The following is a 19,247-nucleotide window of genomic DNA, read 5'->3' as shown; positions in this document are numbered from 1 at the left end:
ACCATTTTAGTGCGTTTAAGATAATCTTATGATAATTATAGGTTAAAGTCAGGCATCATCTAACATTGCCAATTTTTTTAACCAATCTTTAACAGGTTTCAAATAAAAATTTTAACAATTTGCATTGCTCAAAATAGGACGCTATATTCGGGCGATAAAAACTTAAGAATGATGGAAGAAACGAGTACAATTGATATTAAGTCGATAAACGAGAAAATTGAAAAGGAGAGTGCTTTTATTGATTTGCTTACCTTGGAGATGAATAAAGTTATTGTGGGTCAAAAGCACATGGTGGAGCGGTTGCTCATAGGGCTTTTGGGTCAGGGGCATATCCTATTGGAGGGCGTGCCAGGGTTGGCAAAAACCTTAGCCATTAACACCTTGGCTCAGGCGGTAGACGGCAGTTTTAGTAGAATCCAGTTTACTCCGGACTTATTGCCGGCCGACGTTACGGGTACCTTGATTTATAATATGAAGGTAAACGACTTTTCTATAAAGAAAGGCCCCATTTTTGCCAATTTCGTTTTGGCAGATGAAATTAATAGGGCGCCGGCAAAAGTACAATCGGCGTTACTTGAAGCCATGCAGGAAAAGCAGGTGACCATTGGTGATGACACCTTTGTTTTAGACAAACCTTTTTTGGTAATGGCTACTCAAAACCCTGTGGAACAGGAAGGAACATACCCCTTGCCAGAAGCACAGGTGGACCGTTTTATGCTGAAAACGGTAATTGATTACCCAAAATTGGATGAGGAACAACTCATCATTCGTGCGAACTTAAAAGGTGCCTTTGAAAAAGTAAACCCTGTGGTTTCGTTAAAGCAAATCTTAACAGCGCAAGAAGCAGTTAGGGGTGTTTACATGGATGAAAAAATCGAAAAATACATTCTGGATATCATTTTCGCTACCCGATATCCTGAAAAATATAGGCTCACCAGTTTAAAACCTTTAATCTCATTTGGAGCTTCGCCACGTGGAAGTATCAACTTGGCAACTGCCGCTAAGTGTTATGCCTTTATAAAACGTAGAGGCTACGTGGTACCAGAAGATGTTCGTGCCGTAGTTCATGATGTGTTGCGCCATAGAATTGGGATCACTTATGAAGCCGAAGCCGAAAACATCACCTCTGAAGACATCATCAACAAGATTGTAAACGAAATCGAAGTTCCCTAATTGGTTGGCAGTATTCAGTGGTCAGTCGGCAGTCAACTGTTGAACTGATAACGCGCACTGAATACCTCATAAAGACTGCTTACTGCATACTGATGACTGCAAACTGAAAAGATGGACACAAAGGAATTACTAAAAAAAGTACGTAAAATAGAGATTAAGACACGTCGGTTGTCTGATCATATCTTTGGAGGCGAATACCATTCTACCTTCAAAGGGCGCGGTATGACTTTTAGTGAAGTGCGGCAGTATCAATTTGGGGATGATGTGCGGAATATCGATTGGAATGTGACGGCCAGATACAATGAGCCTTTTGTAAAAGTTTTTGAAGAAGAGAGGGAACTCACCATGATGCTTATGGTGGATATTTCGGGTTCGGAATTATTTGGAACGGACGAACAATTCAAGAATGAAGTCGTTACCGAAATTGCGGCAACACTGGCTTTTTCGGCTACCCAAAACAACGACAAAATAGGTCTTATTTTATTTTCGGATCAAGTGGAATTGTATATTCCACCAAAAAAGGGACGTTCGCACGTATTACGGATTATTAGGGAGTTAATTGAATTTGAACCTGAAAGCAAACAAACCAATTTGGCGGAAGCTCTAAAGTTTATGCAAAACGTCATGAAGAAAAAAGCAATTGTTTTTGTGCTTTCCGATTTCATCGCAGACGACTACGAGCAAACTATGAAAATTGCATCCAATAAACACGACGTTACAGGAATCAGGGTATATGATAAACGTGAGGAAGAAATTCCAAATTTGGGTGTAGTGCAAATGCTAGATGTTGAAACTGGAGAACTGATGCTGGTGAATACGAGTTCAAAAACAGTACGTAACAACTATGCAAAGTTTTATAGAAATAAAGTAAGGTATTATCAGGAAACCTTTTCACGCTCTGGTGCAGGAGTTATCAATTGCCGGGTGGACGAAAGCTATGTAAAGAAGTTGTTGGGGTATTTTAAACGAAGAGGATAAGGGAGGCGCGATTTATGATTTACGATTTACGATTTATGAAAATTAAAAGTTCCGTCTTCGGTCTTCCGACTTCGGTCATTTTTTCCTGTTTCTTATCTCTTTTTTCTCTTGTCTCCTTTTCGCAAGTAACATCTTCAATCGATACCAACTCCATCAAAATAGGCGAGCAAATCACTTATAGAATTGAAGTAGAAACCGATACCACAAGTCTGGTCGTATTTCCCGAAGGGCAAACCTTTATGCCGGTTGAAATGGTGGAATCCTATCCAGTGGATACCACCAAGAATAAAGATAAATTCAACCTGATTAAAAAATACGGACTTACGCAATTTGATTCGGGAACCTATATAATTCCAAAACAGAAAGTCCTAATTAACAGTAAAACGGTTTTTACCGATTCCTTAATGGTTGAGGTCAATACCATTGAAGTTGATACCACAAAACAGAAGCTTTACGACATCAAACCCATTATTGAAGTCAAGAAAAGTGGGGGCAATTGGTGGAAATATCTGTTAATTGGTATTTTGGCGATAGGGATTATAGCGGCCATTCTTTGGTGGTTTATTTGGAGGCAAAAGCCATTGACCGAGGAGGAAAAAATAGCACTGTTGCCACCTTATGACAGAGCAAAATTAGCACTTAAAAAACTGGACGAAAGCCATTATTTGGAACACGAACAATTAAAGGACTACTATTCTGAATTGACCCTCATCATCCGAAAGTATTTAGACGAAAAAGTATATGACCATGCGCTGGAAAGCACAACGGATGAATTAATTAGAAGATTGAGATTGCTTAAAGACGGCAATCAAATCGATTTAAGTGCTGAAACGATCAAAAATTTGGAAAGTATTTTGAAGCGTGCCGATTTGGTGAAATTTGCAAAGTCGGCTCCAGACATCGCTTTGGCCGAAATGGACAGAAATACCATCGATGCCGAAATCGATCATGTTAAAGAAATACTGCCCGAGCCTACGGAAGAGGAGAAATTACTGGATGAAGCATATCGCGAGGAGCAGGAGCGTAAAAAGAAACGTAAAAAAGTATGGCTCACCGTCGGAATAAGTATTTTTCTCCTTTTGATGACGATCACTGGGTTTTCCGTAAAATATGGCTTCGACTTTGTAAAAGATACTATCATTGGTCATGAAAGCAAAGAACTTTTGGAGGGCGAATGGGTTACCAGTCAATATGGAGCGCCACCCATTACGATCACAACGCCAAAGGTACTTAAACGCACACCTGCGCCAATTCCTGAAGAAGTCAAACAAAAAGTGGAAATTAGCATGTTCGCCTATGGAAGTTTGCTGGATAAGTTTAGCGTTGTTGTGGCGACCACAAAAATTAAAGGACAGGCCAAAGTGGATTTGGAACAGGTTTCTGATCAGGCTATCAAATTGATGGAATCCCAAGGCGTTGAAAATATTTTGGTAAAAACAGACGAGTTTGAGACCCCAAACGGAGGAAAGGGTTTAAAAATTCATGGTTCCGGTAGTTTTCCATCTTTAATCAATGATGAAAAGGAGTCGGGTAACTACGTGATAATAATTTTTAATGCTAAAAACGTTATTCAGCAAGTGATGCTCACGAGAAAGGCCGATGATAGTTATGCTGAACAGATGATAGAACGCATTTTAAATTCTATTGAAGTACAAAATGAAGCGCAATAAATGTTAGAAGGTATTCAGTTTTTAAATAAAGAATTGTTTTGGTTGCTTTTGCTTTTGCCGATAGCCATAGCATGGTATGTCTTCAAGTATAAAAAACAAACGGCCGAGCTGAAGATTTCCAGTTTAAAAGGCTTCAAGGTGACTAATTCCTGGTTGCCTAAACTGAAGCATATACTGTTTGTGTTTCGACTTTTGGCTTTAACCCTGTTAATAATGGCCATAGCGAGACCTCAATCGGTGGATGTGTCAACCAAAACCAAAACTACAAGAGGAATTGACATTGTTATGGCTATTGACGTGTCTGCAAGCATGCTTGCTAAAGATTTAAAGCCAAACAGACTGGAAGCACTAAAAGAAGTGGCAGCCGAATTTATCTTGGGGCGTCCTAACGATAGAATCGGTCTTGTAGAATATGCTGGGGAAAGCTATACTAAAACTCCGATTACAAGTGACAAATCCATCGTGTTACGCTCTTTAAGCGATATAAAATACAACACTATTATTGAAGGCGGTACTGCAATTGGCATGGGATTAGCCACTGCGGTTAACCGTATAAAAGATAGCAAGGCCAAAAGTAAAGTGATTATTTTATTGACCGATGGGGTGAACAACACCGGCTTTATCGATCCACGGACAGCCAGTGAACTGGCCGTGGAATATGGTATAAAAACCTACACTATTGGGTTGGGCAGTAATGGGATGGCACTGTCGCCTATTGCAATTGATAGTAGAACCGGGCGTTTGCAATATGGTCGGGTTCAAGTTGAAATTGATGAGGACCTTTTAAAAGAAATTGCTGAGGCTACTGGCGGAAAATATTTTAGGGCCACCAACAATAAAAAACTAGAGGAAATTTATTCAGAAATCAATAAACTGGAAAAAACAGAAATAGAGGAATTTAAATTTTATAATTACGATGAAAAATTCCGTCCGCTAGTGTGGTTGGCCGGTATTTTTTTGCTTTTGGAATTGTTGTTGCGATTTACAATTTTCAGAAGTTTTGTTTAATAGAATTAATAAAAATGAAGTGCTGCCACTGCGCACCGCGACTGAAAACTGAGACATGTATCAATTAGAAGAGCAAATATGGTTTTGGACACTGGGAATTATCCCGGTAATTGTGCTGTTCTTTTTATTGCTTCAGCTTTGGAAAAGAAAAGCTCAGAAGAAGTTTGCCGACTCTGGCTTGCTTAAAAGATTAAGCCCAGACCGTTCGTTTTTCAAGTCATTTTTGAAGATCGCAGTGTTATGTTTAGCTTTTTTGTGCCTGAGCATTGCTCTTGTGAATCCAAAAATTGGAACAAAACTCGAAACTGTAAAACGTGAAGGCGTAGATATCGTTTTTGCCGTAGACGTATCGAAAAGTATGTTGGCCGAGGACATTGCCCCAAACCGTTTAGAAAAGGCCAAACAGCTTGTTACTCAAATTATCAATAATTTGGCCAGCGACCGTGTTGGTATTATTGCCTATGCCGGAAGGGCCTATCCACAGTTGCCCATTACAACTGATTACGCCTCGGCAAAAATGTTTTTGGGCAATATGGATACCGATATGTTGCCTTCAAGTGGTACCGCAATCGGTGGCGCGATTGAACTAGCCCAGACATACTTTGATAACGAAGAGCAAACGAATCGGGTATTGATTATCGTATCTGACGGTGAAGACCATTTTGGCGATGCCGCCATTCGCTCGGCAGAGGAAGCCAGTGAGCAAAAAGGCATTAAAATTTTCACCATTGGTGTGGGTGAGGAAAAGGGTAAACCTATTCCGATAAAACGAAACGGCGTGGTGGTCAGCTATAAAAAAGACGCTCAGGGCGAAACGGTGATTACCCGTTTGAATGCTGAAAATTTGGAAGGTATCGCATCAAGTGCAGACGGGTTGTATATCAATGGAAAGAACACGGATAAGGTGGTTGAAAGCATCCGGGAGATTTTGAACAAAATGGATAAAACTGAATTTGAGGCCAAGGAATTTTCGGATTTCAAAGACCAATTCCAATGGTTTCTGGGCTTTGCCATTTTCTTTTTATTTGTGGATGTTTTCCTTTTGGAGCGCAAAACTGCTTGGCTAAAGAAGCTGAATTTGTTCAATGAGAATTTTTAAATAGTATTAAGTAGTATTGCTAATTGATAAGAAGTGCCTTTTGGTTTGAAAAGGTTGGCAGATAAGTGCGTTAGGGATTGAACGGCATGTTTGAAATCCCCGATCCCGATAGCTATCGGGAGAGGGATTGAGTAGTGAAAGCCCGACCGTAGTGATCCTGCAAGGTTTTGAAAACCTTGTAGGTATGAACGAAGGGAACGCCTAAATTTATATTTTTTTTAACGCCATTAAAAACAGGGTTTTATAATTTCGGAATAAGGAATTTTAGTAAAATGAAACGGTTAATTTTAATTATCATATTGTGTTTATCCTGTGTCGTTTATTCACAAGAGGACAAGGAGTTACAATTGGCTCAAAAGAGGGCTAACAACTATGTTTATGAGGGCAACGATTTGGCGGACGAAGATTTTGTTGCGGCCGAAATGGCCTATAGAAAAGCACTTTCAAGCCAATCGGATAACATTGCTGGACTTTATAATTTGGGGAATTCTTATTACAATAATGGTAATCTGGATGAGGCTTTATATCGCCACCAGCAAACTGCAAAATTGTCTACTTCTAAAAGTGAAAGACATAAGGCATTTCACAATATGGGCAATATCTTTATGAAGAATGAGCAGTGCAAACTGGCTGTTGAAGCCTACAAAAATGCGCTGAGAAACAACCCTTCGGATGATGAGACCCGCTATAATTTGGTCTTAGCTCAAAAATGTGCCGAGGAGCAGAAAAACGACGACAAGCAGGATAAGAATCAGGACCAGGAGAATAACGAAAAGCAAGATCAGAATCAGGACAACCAACAAGAACAAAACAAAGAAAACGAAGAAAACGAGGACCAACAAAACGAGGATAAAAAAGAGGACGAGCAAAACAAGGAGAATCAAAACGAAGACGAATCCAACAAAGATAAAGGTGAAAAAGAGGGCGAAGACGGCAAGAATGATGAAGAGAAAAATTCTGATGAAGATAAAGAGGATAAGTCTGAAGGTGATGAAAATGATAAAAACAATGAAGAGGATGAAGAGCGAAAGAAGGACGGAAATTTTGACAATGAAGGTGATGACAGCCAAGGAAAACGCGGACAACAACAATTATCGCCACAACAAATTAGAAGTCTTTTAGAGGCAATGAACAATCAAGAGAAAAAGGTTCAGGAAAAAGTAAAAGAAGAAAAAATGAAAGAGGCCAAAGGCCAACGTGTCTATTCAGAAAAGGATTGGTAGAAAGTTAGAAGCTTGGGGTTAGAAGCGCGAAGTACCATGAGCAGTAGTATAGAAAAGAAAAAATGAAACTTATAAAGTTACTCTACATATCAATTTTTATCCTTTTGGCCCAAGGTGTTGCCGCACAGGTGGACTTTGAGGCGAAGCTCAGCAAGAAAAAACTGGGCATCAACGAACGGCTTCAGATAAATTTTGAAATGAATAAGGATGGAGACAACTTTAGCCCCCCAAGTTTTTCGGGCTTTACCGTGGTTGGAGGGCCGAGCCAGTCTGTTAGTAATTCATGGGTGAATGGCAAGCACACCTACAAAAAAACATATACTTATTTTTTAGCACCAAAAAAAAGAGGGACTTTTACCATCGGGCAGGCTACGATTGTTATTGAGGGCGAAACCTACAAAACCACGCCTGTAAAAGTTGAAATTACGGCAGCCGTTGACAAACCTAAAGACCCTAACGACCCCGATTATGTTGCATCCGAAAGCATCCATTTAGTAGCTGAGGTTTCAAAAGCTAATCCTTATTTAAACGAAGCTATCACGGTGGTTTATAAGCTGTACGTGGCGCCAGGTACTGGAGTGAGCAATTGGCGGGAAATGGATATCCCGAGATATGATGATTTTTGGAGCCAAAGTATTGACACCAAAGGACAACGCGTGCAAAATGGCACGTATAATGGTGAAGATTATCGATTTTTAGTTTTGAGAAAAACAGTGTTGTATCCACAACGAACAGGGAAATTAAATATTGAACCGCTCAGTTTGGATGTATCTGTACAAGTGCCCACCAACAAGCGCGACATTTTTGGAAGCCGATTAATGACCCGGGTAAACAAAACAGTATCCGCAGGTAATAGAACCATTGATGTTAAACCATTACCCGAAAAAGGGAAACCTGCCGATTTCACAGGTGCTGTTGGCGATTTTAGCTTTAAGGTGTCCACGACAAAGAATGAATTGAACGCCACTGAATCCCTGCAGGCCAAGGTTGAGGTAAGGGGCAAGGGCAATTTAAAGTTGTTTAAACTGCCAAAGATTTCGCTTCCTAGCTCATTGGAGGTTTATGAACCAGAGCATAGTGAAAATGTGAGCACCAACTCCAGAGGGATGCAGGGCAGTATTTCCGATAGTTATACAGTTGTCCCCCAATATAAAGGTAAGTATCCTATCCCGAGTATTTCATTTTCCTATTTCGATTTAAAGACAGAAAGCTATAAGCGCATCTCTTCGGATGAAATCATTATTGATGTTTTAGAGGGACCAACCGCTTCTACTTCGACATCGAATACTTCAGGGGCTAGTACTACCAAACAACCCGTTTTGAATACGAGCAATCAATTTGCATTTATCAAGACAAAAACGGATTTCACTTCTGTTAATAACACCTATTTCTTTAAGTCTAAGATATTTTGGAGCGCACTTTTATTGCCGTTTTTAGCAATTCCGTTGGCAATTGTCATCAGACGGAAAAAGGCTTACAGGGATGCAGATGTGGTTGGAAATAGGATACGCCAGGCTGATAAATTGGCCAGAAAGTATCTTAAGGGCGCCAAAAAGCAATTGGGTAAAAAGGAGGCATTTTATGAGGCATTGGAGAAGGCATTGCATAATTATTTGAAAGCCAAACTTCGTATTGAAACCAGCGAATTGAGCAAGGAAAGAATCCAAAACCTGCTGAATGAGCGAGGAGTTGAGGCGGATGTTGTGGGTGATTTTATTGCCATTTTTGAAAATTGCGAACTGGCGCGATACACACCTATCACCAACGTTACCATGCAAGAGGATTACGACAAGGCGGCAAAAACAATTTCATTAATCGATAAACAGGCGAGATAGGTATGAAACACGTTTTTTGCATTTGTTTTATATTGTTTAGTTGTTGGGTCTTAGGAGCACAGAACCAGCAACTATTTGAGGACGCCAATAGGCTTTATAACGAAGGTAAATATGCCGAAGCTATTGACAAATACATGGCCATTCTTGAGACGGAACACCACTCACCGGAATTGTATTTTAATTTGGCAAATGCCCACTATAAATTGAATAATGTGGCGCCAAGTGTTTTCTATTATGAAAAAGCTTTACAATTGGCTCCGAAGGATGAGGACATCAAAAACAATTTAGGTTTTGCTCAAAATATGACCATTGATGCAATTGATAATGTGCCGGAGGTTGGGTTTTCAAAGCTCATTAAAAATTTGACGAATACGTTCAGTTTTGATACGTGGGCAATCTTGGCCGTCCTCATGGTATGCCTTTATGTGATTTTATTCTTAATTTATTACTTCTCGCATTCATCATTGAAAAAGCGCATTACTTTTATCGCCAGTAATATCTGTTTATTGGCCATGTGTATTGCATTGGCATTCGCCTTTAATAAATATGAAATAGACAAAAAAGATAACCCCGCTATTGTTTTTGCTCAGGAAACCAAGGTAAAAACAGAACCCAATAATCGTAGTGAGGAAGCCTTTAGGTTGCACGAGGGCACGAAGGTTCAAATTTTGGATACTGTAAACAACTGGAAACAGATACAGCTAACGGACGGGAAAACGGGGTGGATTCCCGCCGAAGATATAAGAATGTTAACGAAGAATTAACCCACATTGCCCCGAAAAGCTTATATTTGAGCGTACCAACACAAAATCTATATGCTTAATCGTATTACTGCCATTGTGCTTTCGGCACTATTCCTTTTGTTCCTAACCGCGCCCACGGTCATCATGATGATTGATGAAACGGCGGATGTGTCTGCGTTTTATGCAGCCAGTGAGGAAGAGGAAAAAAAAGGGCAAGAAAAGGATGTTGATAAAATACTGGTATTGAATCCATTTTTAAATGGGGAATACGATTTTGATTTAGGTGATAAAGACAACAATTCGCAGTATTTTCTAAAGCGCTATTGGAGGCCTTACATAAACATCATTTCCCCACCTCCGGAAAGCTTCACACTTTAATTTAGATTTAGCTTTACGGATTTCTTGATATCTCCGACAACATTATTTTAACTAATAGCTTTTAAAAAAGATTTTGAAAGCACAATTCATTTTAGAATGTTTAAAACTCTTAAGAATGACTTGCCAGCAAGTATAGTCGTATTTTTTGTGGCATTGCCCTTGTGTTTGGGTATTGCTCTTGCCAGTGGGGCGCCCTTGTTTTCAGGCCTGATTGCTGGGATTGTCGGTGGTATTATAGTAGGTAGCCTAAGTGGCTCCAAGATTGGGGTAAGTGGGCCGGCGGCCGGATTGGCAGCCATTGTATTAACCGCCATTGGTACGTTAGGAGGTTATCAAAACTTTTTGGTTGCTGTAGTATTGGGTGGTGTGATTCAGTTGATATTCGGATTTTTAAAGGCGGGTATTATCGGCTATTATTTTCCGTCTTCCGTGATAAAAGGGATGCTAACAGGTATTGGTGTCATCATCATTTTAAAACAAATTCCGCATTTTTTTGGTTACGATGCTGATCCCACAGGTGATTTTGCATTTTTCCAAGTCGATAGCGAAAACACATTTTCAGACCTGATCAAAACCCTAAATTATATTACACCTGGTTCAGCCGTTATTGGAATAGTTAGTTTAGGAATTCTCATTTTATGGGAAAGGGTGCTCACCAAGAAGGCCAAAATATTTCAGTTGGTTCAAGGCCCGCTTGTGGCAGTAATCGTAGGTATTATTTTCTATACATTAACAAAAGGACACAATACGCTTGCTATCAATAGTTCTCATTTGGTAAGTGTGCCAGTTCCGGAAGACGCATCCTCTTTTTTAGCGCAATTTAGCTTTCCTAATTTTAATATCATCTGGACTGGTGAGGTTTGGGTCGTTGCATTTACTATTGCCTTGGTTGCAAGTTTGGAAACCCTACTTTGTGTTGAGGCTACCGATAAGTTGGATCCGCATAAAAACGTAACACCCACTAATAGGGAACTTTTGGCCCAGGGCACCGGTAATATTATTTCGGGTATGATTGGTGGTCTGCCAATCACACAAGTAATTGTACGTAGTTCCGCTAATATTCAATCAGGAGGTGTATCCAAGATGTCAGCCATTATCCATGGTTTCTTTCTTTTGATTTCCATCATATTGATTCCTAATTTGCTGAATATGATTCCACTTTCCGTTTTAGCAGCCGTTTTATTGGTTGTAGGCTATAAATTGGCGAAGCCCATGTTGTTCAAAAAAATGTATAATTTAGGTTGGAAGCAGTTTATTCCATTTATTGTCACTATTGTGGGAATTGTGTTCGTGGATTTATTGTACGGCATTGGGCTCGGGCTGGGTGTAGGGATTATTGTCATTTTGATTAAGAGCTTTCAGAATTCGCATTTTCTACACAAGGAAGGCGAGGATGTAGATGACGGTAAGATAAAAATGACACTGGCGGAAGAGGTTACCTTTTTTAATAAAGGTGCTATTTTGAAGGAATTGGATCGATTGCCGCCAGATTCATTTTTGGAACTGGATGTCACAAAAACACGTTATTTGGATAATGATATCATAGAAATTCTTGAAGATTTTGCCGTGAAGGCGAAAGAACGAAATATTGATATCAAATTGGTTTCGGAACGAGGGACTATCGATAATCCCGAAAGTTATATTGAATTTTTCAAATTAGATAAAATTACCAGATAGTTTAGATTTTGAATCGGCAACCAAGGGATCTGATGGAACTTGATCTTGATATTACTCTGGATTTTGTGCCAAACAAGCATGTATTTGATACATTTAAGGGTTGTTTAGCATGGATAAAGGTCAAGGTAAAAGACGAATATTAATTAAGATAAAATAGAACAATGAAAAATATAGCAATAACAAAGGACATTCAAAGTAGTTTAACCCCCGCAGATGTATTGAATGATTTATTGGAAGGCAACAAAAGATTTGTAGAGAATGATATGCAGGAAATTGATCACTCAGCCTTGGTATCACAAACCGTAAGCGGGCAGTACCCTAAGGCAGTTGTGCTATCGTGTATTGATTCTAGAGTGCCTGTTGAAACGGTCATGGATCAAGCCATTGGTGATATTTTTGTAGCCCGTGTAGCAGGGAATTTTGAAAACACCGATATTTTGGGGAGCATGGAATATTCCTGTAAAGTGGCTGGTAGTAAGTTGGTAATGGTTTTGGGACATGAAAGTTGTGGTGCCGTAAAAGCGGCTTGTGATAGGGTGGAGTTAGGAAATATTACCCCGCTATTGTATAACATTCTACCTGCGGTAAAGCAAAGCGAAGAAGAGGTGGATGGCACTCATGATTCCACTAACAAAACTTTTGTTGCAAAAACGGTCGAAAATAATGTGAAACTTACCATAGAGCGCATTCGGGAACGCAGTGCTATTTTAAGGCAAATGGAGCTGGACGGCGAGATTAAAATTGTTGGAGGTGTTTATATGCTGTCTTCGGGAAAGGTTGAAATGATATAAAACACGGAAAGTCGCCCATTGGCGACTTTTTTTATGCACTTTGAGTTTTTTCGGAATTTTTCGTTTTGTCGGTCTTAATTAGATTTGGGAACAGCATCGGTGCGAGGGATTTCACCGGTTCGTATAATACGGAATCTTTCAGATCATCTTCACTAGCAAATGGAATCGTGTTGTTTAAATTAGCAAAAACCATTAGGACAACACTCAAAATAACCCCAATTTTCAGACCTCCAAAAATAGCACCAAGTAGTCGGTTTAAAATTCCCAAGGCCGCAAAGTTGGCTAATTTTGTCAAAGCCTTTCCAGCCATGGCAATGGCTATAACAATTACTATAAAGGTAATCGCAAATGCGATAATATTGATATACTTTTCGTCCCAGGACACTTTTTCCATCAAAAAATCTGATGCAAAATAGTTAAAGTGAATAGCACCGTAAACCCCGGCTACCAAAGCCACCAAAGAGGCCACTTCTACAAAAAGCCCTTTAGAAAACCCCCGTATTACACCGAAAAGAATCAGGGCGCCTAAGATAATATCGATAACTGCCATGGTTGTTTCGTTTTTGTAAATATAGACAAATTCTAACCTTGTCATTTAAAACGCAAAAAAGTCGATAAACGTTTACTAACTTTGAACTTTGAACTGAAAGTATGTCCAGAGACGAAAAATTAAAAGAACGTTGGGAATTGCTGGTAAATAAGTTGTCCAATCAATTTGCCGATGGTGATATCTTGGATTTAGACGCCATAATTTACCTCATTGGCGTTCAAGAGTTGGGACAACTTAACAGAGCCTTTAAAAAGGATCAAAAAATCGATTTAATGCATATTGCCATCTGCAAGTTGTTGTCGCCTTACGGTTATTACGAGTTGGATTTTGTGGATGACGATGGGTGGCCCCATTATAGGCCTTTAGAGGCTTTACCATTTTTAAAAGCGGGCGAGCAATCTGTTTTGATGAAAGAGGCTATCGTCAATTACTTTTTGGAAACGGAATTTATTGATTAATTATCTGTTTTGTAGCTATTTATAATATTTAATCGTTTTTTTCTTCAGAATTTAACGTTATATTTAAGCAACAATAATTCTAAACAAAAAATCATGAAAAAACTATTCTTAATTTTTAGTGTACTGGCGTTGACTTTTTCCTCTTGTGGTGAGGATGATGGTGGCGGCGGTGGCGATACATCAGGTGGCAGCGATCCTCTTGTTGGAACTTGGAAGCTTATATCGGGTTCTATTAACGGAAGTTTAGTAGTATTGGATGCCTGCCAAAAGATGGAAACCATCATTGTAAGTTCAAACGGTACCTTCACTTCGGAATCTTTTGATGACAATGGCTCTGGAGGTTGTGATTCTGATGGGGTTGACAACGGTAGATGGGAAAATGTTGGCGGAGGTTCTTATAAGATTACATCTGAAATAGGAACTCCGGATGAAGACGAATTTACGGCACCATTTGCCTTTAGTGGTAATACTTTTTCCGTAACTGTAATGGATGATGGTGATACTGTTGTTCAAGTTTTCCAAAAGCAGTAAAAAATTCTCTAAAAACGGAACTCCTTCAGCTTGAGGGAGTTTTTTTATGTCTAAATTTTACTAAATTTGCCATCACTTTCAGACTATCATGATAGATAAAATCCAGGAATTAATAGCCGAAGCCGAAACCTTTAAAGCCCAAACCAAAGAAGAGGTTGAAGCGTTCAGAATAAAATATTTGGGCTCCAAAGGCCTGCTAAAGGAGTTTTATGGTGAGTTGAAAAATGTGGCAAACGACCAGAAACGGGAGTTCGGACAAATTATTAACAAACTGAAAATCACTGCCGAAGAAAGGGTAAATACCCTAAAAGCCGAATTGGAAAGCAAGGAAGAAGTCAAAGGTATTTACGGCGACCTGTCCCGACCGGGGCAACCCATCGACATTGGCGCACGCCACCCTATTTCGATAGTCAAAAATCAAATTATTGACATATTTTCTAGAATTGGTTTTAATGTTAGCGAGGGCCCAGAAATTGAGGATGACTGGCATAATTTTACGGCCTTAAACTTGCCCGAGCATCACCCAGCTCGCGATATGCAAGACACTTTTTTTATCCAAACGAATCCCGATATTTTGTTGCGTACGCACACCAGTTCGGTACAGGTACGCTATATGGAGAATAACAAACCGCCAATCAGGACTATTTCCCCAGGGCGCGTGTATCGAAACGAAGCCATTTCGGCGCGATCGCACTGTTTTTTCCATCAAGTGGAAGGCCTATATATTGATAAGGACGTCAGTTTTGCCGATTTAAAACAAACCTTGCAACACTTCACCACCGAAATGTTTGGGAAAAGTAAAATACGTTTGCGCCCAAGTTACTTTCCATTTACAGAACCAAGTGCTGAGGTGGATGTATATTGGGGCTTAGAAACCGAAACGGATTATAAAATGACCAAAGGCACAGGTTGGCTGGAAATTATGGGCTGTGGTATGGTGGATCCCAACGTTTTGGAAAACTGTGGTATAGATTCAAAGGAATACTCAGGTTTTGCCTTTGGAATGGGGATTGACCGTATTGCTTTGTTATTACATCAAATTAGTGATATTCGCCTGTTGAGTGAAAACGATGTGCGGTTTTTGGAGCAGTTTAAGAGTGCCTTATAGAGTATTTATTTGTAGGTTTTAAGCGACTCCATTCACACTGAATTCCAGAAGTTTTATTTTACTGATGTTAATGAGGACTTGGAAAAAACAATTTCCTCCATCATCCACTGAAACGTAGTCTTCTTTCCAATATTCAAAGCCTTCAGTTCCGCAAAAGAAGTTGATGTGAAGTATTTTGTCTCCAGTTGGAGAAGTGGCAATAATATATTGCCTACGATACTCCTCTAGAATGATAGAAAACTGTCTCTCGTAGAATTGACGATCAGGAAATTTCTCCTTGAGGTAATCGCTTCTTATTTTCCCTTCTTCGTTAAACTTTTTAATTTCTTGATTCAAAAGTTGTTCTGCGATTTTTAAGTCTTCATTCGTTAGCTCAGACTTGATCGAGTTCTCAGGGAAAATCCAGTGATAGCTAGAATTATATTCAAATACACAAAATCTAGTTGAATCAAGGTTAATGGATAATAGATTTTCGTTTTCACCAGGGGGTAGTTTTCTTTCCTTTTTCGCACAATTCAAGAAAAAGCATGAAAAGAATAAAAGTGATATTATGATATAATTTTTCAATTGACAATTTTTTTAAAACCCATAAACCCGTTTAGCACTCTCAATCTGTTCTGCCTCCGTAGTTTCAGGATACAACATATACTTCGGGGCAATAATAGGTTTTGAACTGGTAATGTCGATTTTGATAATTTCTGAAAAGGGAAATTTCCCTTCGGTTAGTTTTAAAAGCTCGGTTTCCATGGCTAAAAAACCACTATCTCCTTTTATTAGAATTGAGGCTCTCCCCTTTAGTTGAAACCCTTTTTGCACCAAAATATCGATAAAACTTACACACACATTGGGGTTTTGTTTGATGTTTCTAACAGATTGAGGCGAGGCAATATGGGCAATAATGATAGCATCCCCAAAATAAGCGAATATTTCTTTCGGTGAAACATTTGGGATATTATCCGCGGAAGAGGTGGCCAACCAACACAATACACTTTGGTGGATATACTTTTTTATGTCATCATTCATAAACCAAATCCGTAAACAGTTTTTCGTTAAAACCCTGCTTTACTACCACATTTTTCGGCCCGAACTTACTACGGTCGAAAGAGAGTAGAATATCCCCAGTTTTTTGGTAATTATCCCAAGGATGGATAAACTTGGGTTCCGGATCCTCAAAATTTTTGAAAAAAGCCCATTGTTTAATCAGGTGATCGGTCTGGTCAACATAAACATAGTATTTATTGTCTGGCGTAACACCCACTTCGCTAAAGGTGAGTTGCAGTACGTCAGCCATATTTCCCTTTTCCAGTTTTTCAGTTTTAATATGTTTCAACGTAACCCCCGGATCCTGCAGTTTCCAGGGCATCACCAACCAATACGAATCGTTGATCCACCAGTTTTTGCCTTTTTTAAGCCATTTTTTAGCTGAACGCTCATCAAGTAATTTATCTTTTTCAAAAACCTTTCCTTCAAGTGTATTGATATTGATCAAAATCACTATCGAATCCTTTGGGCTTTCCACCCTAACATTACCGTTCCATTTATCCCAAAACAAGATGCGTTTTCCGAAATCCCATTTTATAAATCGGGTGTTATTGTAATTTTCCATGCCGCCCATGGCATCAACAACTTTGTTGGCTATTGTTATTGCTTTTTCATCTGATTGTTGTGCTGATATGCTCAAACAAAATAACAGGGTAAAAATGGTGTTTTTTAAAAGAGACATTGATTTCATAATCATAGTATTTACTGGTCTGTGAAGTTACATAAAACTTGATTAAATGGTTATTTTTGCAACCCAAAATAGTGTTAAAGTGAAGAAAGATATTGAAGTGCCAAAAGTAGAAGGCGTATACATGGCCATGGTTAATGAATATAATGATATTTATAAAACGGAAGACTGGAATGCCTACATCATAAACGATAAAGATGTAGAACTAGAAATGGTGATTATTGTTTCAGAAGGCTACTCCGAAACTAAAAAGACCGCAACATTTAGGAAGCGAATTGACAAATTACCTTCAAAAAGTTATGCCAAAGTTGAACTCATGCAGGAAGATTTATTTGCATTGAATAATAGCTTTAAAGTGTCTTTTTTTGAGGGAAACCAGATGTTTGATAAAACTTATGTTTTTAGAAAGAACACGATTAACAATAAAGCATTACAACCTATCCCATTGATGGACGTAAAAGGTGTTTTGGTGAAGTAGTTTGTTGGCGGATTAGTACATTAGTCCTGCCTTATGGATATGTAGGGATTAAACTCGTTACCACCGTTCTCAATACTAGCTGTTTGTGCGACCCTTCCTTGGGGTGTCGCTGGGTATTAAAAAAGTGGAAGATATTGGTTAGAAGTGCCTGTATAGTTTGAAATACATAAGTAAAATAACTCTCCTCCTTTAAAAGGAGGAGTGGCTTTATCCCATTGAGGGGATAAAGACGAGGTGGTTTATTTATCTTTAAAACAAAGCGATATCTCATTAAGTACAGTAGGCAAATTCTCAAAAACGGATTTGTTTTCAAACCTAATTACTTTAAACCCTAGTTCCTCTAAACGGAGAGTTCGTTCGAGGTCATAATTGGCTTGTGCAAAATCAAAATGTACGGCACCATCTAATTCAATGATGAGTTTTTCACTTGGACAATAAAAATCTACGATGAAGTGCTTAATACTATGTTGTCTTCTAAATTTTCGCCCATTTAATTGTTTTCTTTGAAGTGATTTCCATAACGCGGCTTCTGCCGAGGTTAAACTCTTTCGTAATTCCTTTCTGCGTTCTTCCAGATATTTATGGTTATGGATTTTTGTCATAAAAGATTGTGCTTTAACCCTTCCGAATTTAATTCTATTGAGAAGAATTAAATCCACCTTCCCTTAAAAAGGGAAGGAATTGGTTGGCTGTAAAGGTATTTATGGATTGAATTCATTAATGCAACTACAAAAAACAAAAAAAATCCCAAAATAACCCTGATAGTTATCGGGATAGAGGAGGCCTCTAATCCAACTTCTCAGTTAACCGTTGAAACACTTTTTTAGGGTTTTTGTTTTCGTAAAGTATCTCATAAACTGCATCGATGATGGGGGTATCCGCCTTTTTCTCATTTTTTTCATTTATCAGATACGCACTTTTTGTGGCATAATAACCCTCAGCTACCATACTCATTTCCATTTGTGCAGACTTTACGGTGTAGCCTTTTCCGATCATATTGCCAAACATGCGGTTTCTGGAAAACGTGGAATAACCCGTTACCAATAAATCGCCCAAGTATGCAGAATTATTGATGTTACGTTTCATTTTATGTACCTTTTTGATATAGCGTTTCATCTCACGAATGGCATTGCTCATCAAAATACTTTGGAAATTGTCCCCATAACCTAAACCGTGGGCGATTCCGGCAGCAATAGCGTAAATATTTTTCAGCATTACGCCGTACTCCACGCCAATCACATCGTCACTTATTTTCGTTTTGATGTAATCGCTGGAAAGGCTATCGGCAATGTGCTGCGCCTTTTTGGCATCCCAACAGGAAATGGTAAGATAGGACAGGCGCTCCAAAGCTACCTCCTCGGCATGGCAAGGACCCGCAATAACAGCGATGCTATCAAACGGGACTTTGTAATGCTCGTTGAAATGTTCACCAACCAGCAAGCCTGTTTCAGGAACAATGCCTTTGACTGCGGACACAACGGTTTTAATTGAAATATCCACCGATAATTTTTCCAGTTCACTATGCATAAATGCCGAAGGAATCACAAAAATCAAAATATCGGCCCATTCAGCCATTTCGTTAATATCGTTGCTCAATTTCAACTGCTCCAAATGAAACTCCACCGAGCTTAGATAATTTGGGTTGTGCTGTTCTCTTAGCAGATGCTCTTTGGTGTAAACGCTTCGCATGTACCAGCCCACTTCATCCAAATTCTCACAGAGCATTTTCACGATGGCCGTAGCCCAACTGCCTGCTCCAAAAACCGCGTACTTTAAAGGGTTGTTCATAGAATTCTCAACTGAGTTATGTTCAAAAAT

General features: G+C 39.1%; 21 protein-coding genes. 15 read left to right on the top strand and 6 right to left on the bottom strand.

Annotated features, from left to right (window positions below; all coding sequences use genetic code 11):
• The first annotated feature begins 171 nt into the window (after nucleotides 1–171).
• From H7U19_RS15570 to H7U19_RS15520, 11 genes are all read left to right on the top strand, one after another.
• Complete coding sequence (locus tag H7U19_RS15570) at nucleotides 172–1,173, top strand: AAA family ATPase (protein ID WP_186563895.1); 1,002 nt, start codon at nucleotides 172–174, stop codon at nucleotides 1,171–1,173.
• Between the two features lie 111 nt (nucleotides 1,174–1,284).
• Nucleotides 1,285–2,151, top strand: a complete 867-nt coding sequence (locus H7U19_RS15565; protein WP_186563802.1) for a DUF58 domain-containing protein — start codon at nucleotides 1,285–1,287, stop codon at nucleotides 2,149–2,151.
• Between the two features lie 35 nt (nucleotides 2,152–2,186).
• A complete protein-coding gene (locus H7U19_RS15560) occupies nucleotides 2,187–3,821 on the top strand; it encodes a BatD family protein (protein ID WP_246454831.1) in 1,635 nt (544 codons plus the stop codon).
• On the top strand, nucleotides 3,822–4,829 hold the full coding sequence (locus tag H7U19_RS15555) for a vWA domain-containing protein (RefSeq protein ID WP_186563800.1): 1,008 nt from the start codon (nucleotides 3,822–3,824) through the stop codon (nucleotides 4,827–4,829).
• A 55-nt stretch (nucleotides 4,830–4,884) separates the two neighbouring features.
• Complete coding sequence (locus H7U19_RS15550) at nucleotides 4,885–5,928, top strand: vWA domain-containing protein (protein WP_186563799.1); 1,044 nt, start codon at nucleotides 4,885–4,887, stop codon at nucleotides 5,926–5,928.
• A gap of 272 nt (nucleotides 5,929–6,200) precedes the next feature.
• Nucleotides 6,201–7,151 (top strand): tetratricopeptide repeat protein, encoded by a 951-nt coding sequence (locus H7U19_RS15545; protein WP_186563798.1) that lies wholly within the window; start codon nucleotides 6,201–6,203, stop codon nucleotides 7,149–7,151.
• Between the two features lie 62 nt (nucleotides 7,152–7,213).
• Nucleotides 7,214–8,986: a BatD family protein gene (locus tag H7U19_RS15540; protein ID WP_186563797.1), complete on the top strand. Its 1,773-nt coding sequence runs from the start codon at nucleotides 7,214–7,216 to the stop codon at nucleotides 8,984–8,986.
• 2 nt (nucleotides 8,987–8,988) lie between these two features.
• Nucleotides 8,989–9,750, top strand: coding sequence for a tetratricopeptide repeat protein (locus H7U19_RS15535; protein ID WP_186563796.1), 762 nt, complete (start codon nucleotides 8,989–8,991; stop codon nucleotides 9,748–9,750).
• A 51-nt stretch (nucleotides 9,751–9,801) separates the two neighbouring features.
• Nucleotides 9,802–10,107 carry a hypothetical protein gene (locus H7U19_RS15530; protein ID WP_186563795.1) on the top strand — a complete coding sequence of 102 codons (306 nt, stop codon included), beginning with the start codon at nucleotides 9,802–9,804 and terminating at the stop codon, nucleotides 10,105–10,107.
• A 96-nt stretch (nucleotides 10,108–10,203) separates the two neighbouring features.
• Nucleotides 10,204–11,784 carry a SulP family inorganic anion transporter gene (locus H7U19_RS15525; protein ID WP_186563794.1) on the top strand — a complete coding sequence of 527 codons (1,581 nt, stop codon included), beginning with the start codon at nucleotides 10,204–10,206 and terminating at the stop codon, nucleotides 11,782–11,784.
• Nucleotides 11,785–11,945: 161 nt separating this feature from the next.
• Nucleotides 11,946–12,575, top strand: a complete 630-nt coding sequence (locus H7U19_RS15520; RefSeq protein ID WP_186563793.1) for a carbonic anhydrase family protein — start codon at nucleotides 11,946–11,948, stop codon at nucleotides 12,573–12,575.
• A 31-nt stretch (nucleotides 12,576–12,606) separates the two neighbouring features.
• Here H7U19_RS15520 and H7U19_RS15515 read toward each other — a convergent pair whose 3' ends face one another.
• The gene (locus tag H7U19_RS15515) at nucleotides 12,607–13,125 is read right to left on the bottom strand and encodes a CvpA family protein (RefSeq protein WP_186563792.1); all 519 of its coding nucleotides are present in this window, start codon (nucleotides 13,123–13,125) and stop codon (nucleotides 12,607–12,609) included.
• Nucleotides 13,126–13,226: 101 nt separating this feature from the next.
• Here H7U19_RS15515 and H7U19_RS15510 point away from each other — a divergent pair, with 101 nt between their 5' ends.
• The 3 genes from H7U19_RS15510 to pheS all read left to right on the top strand — a co-directional run bounded on the left by H7U19_RS15510 (nucleotide 13,227) and on the right by pheS (nucleotide 15,222).
• Nucleotides 13,227–13,583: a hypothetical protein gene (locus tag H7U19_RS15510; protein ID WP_186563791.1), complete on the top strand. Its 357-nt coding sequence runs from the start codon at nucleotides 13,227–13,229 to the stop codon at nucleotides 13,581–13,583.
• A 93-nt stretch (nucleotides 13,584–13,676) separates the two neighbouring features.
• Nucleotides 13,677–14,114 carry a lipocalin-like domain-containing protein gene (locus H7U19_RS15505; protein ID WP_186563790.1) on the top strand — a complete coding sequence of 146 codons (438 nt, stop codon included), beginning with the start codon at nucleotides 13,677–13,679 and terminating at the stop codon, nucleotides 14,112–14,114.
• Between the two features lie 88 nt (nucleotides 14,115–14,202).
• Entirely contained in the window at nucleotides 14,203–15,222 is a 1,020-nt protein-coding gene (gene pheS / locus H7U19_RS15500; RefSeq protein ID WP_186563789.1) for a phenylalanine--tRNA ligase subunit alpha, read from the top strand.
• 18 nt (nucleotides 15,223–15,240) lie between these two features.
• Here the strand turns inward: pheS and H7U19_RS15495 are convergent, their stop codons facing one another.
• From H7U19_RS15495 to H7U19_RS15485, 3 genes are read right to left on the bottom strand one after another with little or no spacing between them, the layout of a single operon-like run.
• A complete protein-coding gene (locus H7U19_RS15495) occupies nucleotides 15,241–15,789 on the bottom strand; it encodes a hypothetical protein (RefSeq protein WP_186563788.1) in 549 nt (182 codons plus the stop codon).
• A gap of 12 nt (nucleotides 15,790–15,801) precedes the next feature.
• Complete coding sequence (locus H7U19_RS15490; RefSeq protein ID WP_186563787.1) at nucleotides 15,802–16,245, bottom strand: pyridoxamine 5'-phosphate oxidase family protein; 444 nt, start codon at nucleotides 16,243–16,245, stop codon at nucleotides 15,802–15,804.
• On the bottom strand, nucleotides 16,238–16,954 hold the full coding sequence (locus H7U19_RS15485) for a hypothetical protein (protein ID WP_186563786.1): 717 nt from the start codon (nucleotides 16,952–16,954) through the stop codon (nucleotides 16,238–16,240). Before H7U19_RS15485 ends, H7U19_RS15490 begins: the two co-directional genes overlap by 8 nt.
• A 79-nt stretch (nucleotides 16,955–17,033) precedes the next feature.
• On the opposite strand from H7U19_RS15485, the gene H7U19_RS15480 reads away from it, so the two are divergent.
• Nucleotides 17,034–17,429, top strand: coding sequence for a hypothetical protein (locus H7U19_RS15480; RefSeq protein WP_186563894.1), 396 nt, complete (start codon nucleotides 17,034–17,036; stop codon nucleotides 17,427–17,429).
• Nucleotides 17,430–17,668: 239 nt separating this feature from the next.
• Here H7U19_RS15480 and H7U19_RS15475 read toward each other — a convergent pair whose 3' ends face one another.
• The gene (locus H7U19_RS15475; protein ID WP_186563785.1) at nucleotides 17,669–18,031 is read right to left on the bottom strand and encodes an endonuclease domain-containing protein; all 363 of its coding nucleotides are present in this window, start codon (nucleotides 18,029–18,031) and stop codon (nucleotides 17,669–17,671) included.
• Between the two features lie 184 nt (nucleotides 18,032–18,215).
• Complete coding sequence (locus H7U19_RS15470) at nucleotides 18,216–19,217, bottom strand: NAD(P)H-dependent glycerol-3-phosphate dehydrogenase (protein WP_186563784.1); 1,002 nt, start codon at nucleotides 19,215–19,217, stop codon at nucleotides 18,216–18,218.
• Between the last annotated feature and the right edge of the window lie 30 nt (nucleotides 19,218–19,247).

The sequence above is a fragment of the Hyunsoonleella aquatilis genome (assembly GCF_014270105.1).
Classification (GTDB): domain Bacteria; phylum Bacteroidota; class Bacteroidia; order Flavobacteriales; family Flavobacteriaceae; genus Jejuia; species Jejuia aquatilis.
This window is presented reverse-complemented; position numbering and strand designations above follow the sequence as displayed.